The organism is Sphingomonas sp. LH128 (assembly GCF_000293195.2).
GTDB classification, from domain to species: domain Bacteria; phylum Pseudomonadota; class Alphaproteobacteria; order Sphingomonadales; family Sphingomonadaceae; genus Novosphingobium; species Novosphingobium resinovorum_A.
Genome location: NZ_ALVC01000079.1, coordinates 1 through 4,264, shown reverse-complemented (window position 1 = coordinate 4,264; position 4,264 = coordinate 1). Strand labels below are relative to the sequence as shown.

General features: G+C 61.7%; 5 protein-coding genes. 4 read left to right on the top strand and 1 reads right to left on the bottom strand.

Going from position 1 to position 4,264, the window contains the following annotated elements; genetic code table 11:
* Both LH128_RS07280 and LH128_RS07275 read left to right on the top strand, forming a co-directional pair.
* A partial coding sequence (locus LH128_RS07280) for a tyrosine-type recombinase/integrase (protein ID WP_008828962.1) occupies positions 1–200 on the top strand: 200 nt, incomplete at its 5' end.
* Between the two features lie 65 nt (positions 201–265).
* A complete protein-coding gene (locus LH128_RS07275) occupies positions 266–1,801 on the top strand; it encodes an ISNCY family transposase (RefSeq protein ID WP_008828961.1) in 1,536 nt (511 codons plus the stop codon).
* A 28-nt stretch (positions 1,802–1,829) separates the two neighbouring features.
* Here LH128_RS07275 and LH128_RS07270 read toward each other — a convergent pair whose 3' ends face one another.
* The gene (locus tag LH128_RS07270) at positions 1,830–2,417 is read right to left on the bottom strand and encodes an ArdC-like ssDNA-binding domain-containing protein (protein WP_008828960.1); all 588 of its coding nucleotides are present in this window, start codon (positions 2,415–2,417) and stop codon (positions 1,830–1,832) included.
* 845 nt (positions 2,418–3,262) lie between these two features.
* Between LH128_RS07270 and LH128_RS07265 the strand changes: the two genes are divergently transcribed.
* Positions 3,263–3,739, top strand: a complete 477-nt coding sequence (locus LH128_RS07265) for a MucR family transcriptional regulator (protein WP_008828959.1) — start codon at positions 3,263–3,265, stop codon at positions 3,737–3,739.
* A gap of 98 nt (positions 3,740–3,837) precedes the next feature.
* Complete coding sequence (locus LH128_RS07260) at positions 3,838–4,092, top strand: hypothetical protein (protein ID WP_008828958.1); 255 nt, start codon at positions 3,838–3,840, stop codon at positions 4,090–4,092.
* The last annotated feature ends 172 nt before the right edge of the window (positions 4,093–4,264 follow it).

Sequence of the window (4,264 nt, the reverse complement as noted above, 5' to 3'; positions counted from 1 at the left end):
TCGTCGAGGCGGCCGAGGCAGCCGATATCGCCAAGCGGGTCGGCCCGCATACCCTGCGGCATAGCTTCGCCACGCACTTGCTCGAAGACGGTGTCGATATCCGCGTCATCCAGGCGCTGCTCGGTCACGCCAAGCTCAACACCACTGCCTTTTACACCCAGGTAGCGACCAAGACGATGCGCGCGCATTGCCTCGCCTGAAATGCTCCCGGCAAAGCTGCCGTTGCCTCATCTAAACTGCTCCCGGCATTGGCCGGGAGGGAACGATGCGGAAGGTGAGCATGGCGACGCGAAGGGAATTGATTGAAGCTGTCGGCGCGCGGTATCGCTCGGCCGATCGCGCGAGCAAGGGTAAGGTTCTCGACGAATTCGTCGCGATCACAGGTTTCCACCGGAAGCATGCAATGCGACTCTTGCGTGCGGAGCCGTTGATCAGGGAAACGACGCGACCGGAGCGCAGGATTTACAACGAGGCGGTGCGCGGAGCGTTGCTCGTGTTATGGGAGGCCAGCGACCGCCTGTGCGGCAAGCGGTTGCGGCCGCTTATTCCGATTCTGATCGAGGCGATGGAGGGCCATGGCCACCTTGATCTCGATCCGGCGATCAAGGCGAGATTGTTGCAGATGAGCCCCGCCACGATTGACCGTATTCTTCGGATCGCGAAAGGAAACAATCAGAAGGTCCGGCGTCGCGGCGTGGCAGGATCCGAACTCAGGCGCAGTGTTCCGATCCGAACGTTCAGCGACTGGGGAGATCCGGCGCCGGGATATATGGAGGCCGACCTTGTTTCGCATAGCGGCCCGGTGGCGAAAGGGAGCTGGGCGTGGACGCTAACGTTAACGGATATCGCAACAGGCTGGACCGAATGCGCTCCGCTACTGGTTCGCGAGCAAACGTTGTTGGTGGAGGTCCTCAAGGAACTGCGCAAGCTGATGCCGTTCCCGTTGCTGGGTTTCGATTCCGACAATGACAGCGTGTTTATCAATGAGACCGTGCGGGATTACTGCGCGGCGACGGAAATCGCCTTTACCCGCTGCCGTCCCTATCGGAAGAACGATCAGGCTTGGGTCGAGCAGAAGAACGGTTCGGTTGTGCGTCGTCTAGTGGGCTATCGCCGCTTCGAGGGGCTGGAAGCAGCCGGGTTACTGGCTGAGCTGTATGCGGCGGCGCGTTTGTTCGTGAACTTTTTCCAGCCTTCATTCAAATTGGCGGAAAAGCGCCGCGACGGCGCCAAAGTCCACAAACGTTATCACGCTCCCGCGACGCCGTTCCAGCGCCTGATGGATGACCCGCGGACCAACGAGCAGACACGCGAACGGCTACGGGACCTGGCTGGCAGACTGGATCCGGTTCGACTGCTGCGAGATATCCGGACCGCGCAGCAGAAACTGGTGGTCCTGGCCGACGCCGTCGTCTTGGCAAATCCGAACGAAACGTCACCCCCACCGCTGGGGGCCTTCCTCTTGAGCCTGAAAGCTTTATGGCAGAATGGTGAGGCGCGGCCCACGGCCGTTGATAAGGCGCCGCGCAAGCGAGAGCGGCGCCGGCCGGATCCACTGCTTCAGGTTACCGACCAGTTGAAGGCCTGGTTCGAAGAGGAGCCTTGGCGTACCGGGCGCGAGTTGCTGGAGAAATTGCAGGCCCAGCAGCCGGACATTTACCCAGACGGCCTTCTGCGAACTATCCAGCGCCGGTTGAAAGGTTGGCGTACCGAACACGCGCGCGCACTTGTGTTCAGCCACTCTTCCGGGCTGGCCAGCGCCGCGCCAGGCGACACGGAAACCATCCTCACGGCCATGTGACGGATTACCGTTCCGCCTCGCCTACGGCTCAGCTGCACGGCAATCCGTCCCATGCAATGGCAATGATGCTCGAGGGCCTGTAAGGAACAATTACGTGAGGCAACGGTCGCGCCGTTCGGGAACGTTCTTTCGTGAGGCAACACGCCACCTCGGCAATCGCCATGACGGGATCAGGCACGGCTGCTTCCCCTCGCAGGTCGTCCGGCAAGCCCTCGCATTGGTCGATGTTGAACACGACAAAGCGTTTCAGAAATGCAACCGTGCGCGCCTCACGGTCCTCGCCCTGCGCCTTGGCGGCCTCGTCCTTGGGGGTGAAGCGATCGGCATAGCAGACCACCGTGCCCTTCTCGCCGCGTCGCACGTTGCCGCCCGCCGCTGCGGCCTGCTTGTAGGTCAGCCACCGCTGCGAGCCGAACCCGCCGCCAATCCCTGCTGCCCATAAAATGAGCACATTAATCCCGGAATAAAGTCTTCCCGACACCGCGTTCGCCGGCATCGTGCATGGACACTTCGACCCATCCCACGGCTGCACCCATGGCAAACGGCCCTCTTCCAGCTCGGCAATGATCCTTGCGGTTACCTCTCCATAGAGGCTCTGACGTTCGGTATGGCTCACGGCTCCTGCACTCCTTTCCTCAACCGCCATTGACCGGCGCCAGGGTGGCGGGGGGCGGCAGGAGCGGACCAACAGCCCCGCCGACTAAGGCGGGGCGCACCTGACAAGGCCGCAACGAAGTGGAGGACCCGGGAGTGAAACGGACGGGTTGCGCCCCGGCGAGGCGGGGCTACAGGGCTGCGACGCCCCCCGTCACCTTGATGCCGCCAAAGGCCCTGCGCCGCCGGGCCACAGGCTCGGCGACCGCTGAAGAGCGGCAAAGCCGCTCGCCCGGCCTGCTTTGAGCAGGACGGAAAGCGTCAGGCGATCGTCACGGCTATGCCGACAAGACGCCGCCAGGCGGCTTGGCTGAAGCGGAGCGGAAGTAGAGCGCGATCAGGGCATAGCCCTGAGACGCCACTCCCTTTCCTACTCGCCCTCGCCCTCGCCCTCGCCTGGAACGAGCAAGTACCTCGCGCCTGCGGCACAGAGAGGAAGCAGCCCATGTCAGATTGCGACTGGAAGACAACCAGCGGCTGCCCGGTCATCTCGCCGCCACCGACAATGACGATTGCAAAGTGTGAGGTACGTTAATTGCGCAAACCTCTATCGATGGCGACAGAGTATAAACTTTGTCCGGCGCCGTAGTGCGCAGCTCGAATGCCCGGATCTGCGCCCCCTGAATCGGGTCTCACTTAGAAAATCCGGCCAATCGCATCTTCGCTGGCTGCGATTAACATCGGCTTCACAGAACGTGAAATATAAGCCAGCGCATACGACCCATCTGATGATATTATTATTGTGATGGCTGGATAAATACCGACCTCTGCGTTATCCTGCAGACAGTCGCTTGATAGGAGCCAGAATTGGCCATCGAAAACGAAATACTCATTACGCTTGCCGCCGAGATCGTCGAGGCGCATGTCAGCAACAACAGCGTCGCGGTAGGCGAGGTCAGCACGCTGATCGAAAAGGTCTACGGCGCCCTGGAAAAGCTCGGTGCGCCGACCGAGGTGGTGGAAGAAAAGCCCAAGGGTGCCGTCTCCATCCGCGCCTCGATCAAACCCGAGCATCTCGTCAGCATGATCGACGGCAAGCCCTACAAGATGCTCAAGCGGCATCTGACCTTGCACGGCTACACGCCCGAGAGCTACCGCGAAGCGTTCGGCTTGCCCAGCGACTATCCGATGATCGCTGCCAGCCATTCGGAAAAGCGCCGGGAGATCGCCAAGACCCTTGGTCTCGGCCGTAAGCGCAAAGCCCCCGTCGAGCCCGTCGTCGCCGCCAAGCCTGCCCGCAAGCCGCGCGCCAAGAAAATCGTGGCCGAACTCGCCGAGGGCTAACGACAGGAACGACGGGCTTCTCGGAGAACCCCGTCGTTGGCTGGAGGATCGGAATTTGGCATCGTTCTCATCGCAGCTGTTTTTGGAAGGCGCGAGCGATGCCAGAGCATGACGAGGAGCACTATGAAGGCGGCGAAGCCTGGGCGGACATTCTGGCGCGCCGTTCGCCCGAAGGTCGCGCGGTCGTCGAGCAGCTAAACCGCGCCGAGGAAGCAGCGCTTGCTATCCAGCAGCGCATCGTGCTTGCAATCACTGAGAAGCGCGACGTCACCGAAGATTTTTGCGCGTTTGAAACGGCGCTCGCCGAGGTGCTTCGGATGCGATCCAAGGTCTATCGCATGGCAAGGCAGTGATGCAGCATACTCGGCGAGGTTCCCGCTTCCGGCATCTGTTGCTGCGAGCCAGCCGGCACTCCGGGGCTGCAGCCGCGACCCGAACGGTGACAAGTGGGACATGTACGAACATGACGTAATCGCGGGAGCGCCGGCCATGGGCAACGGGCTCGAGATTACTGGAAGGTTGGTT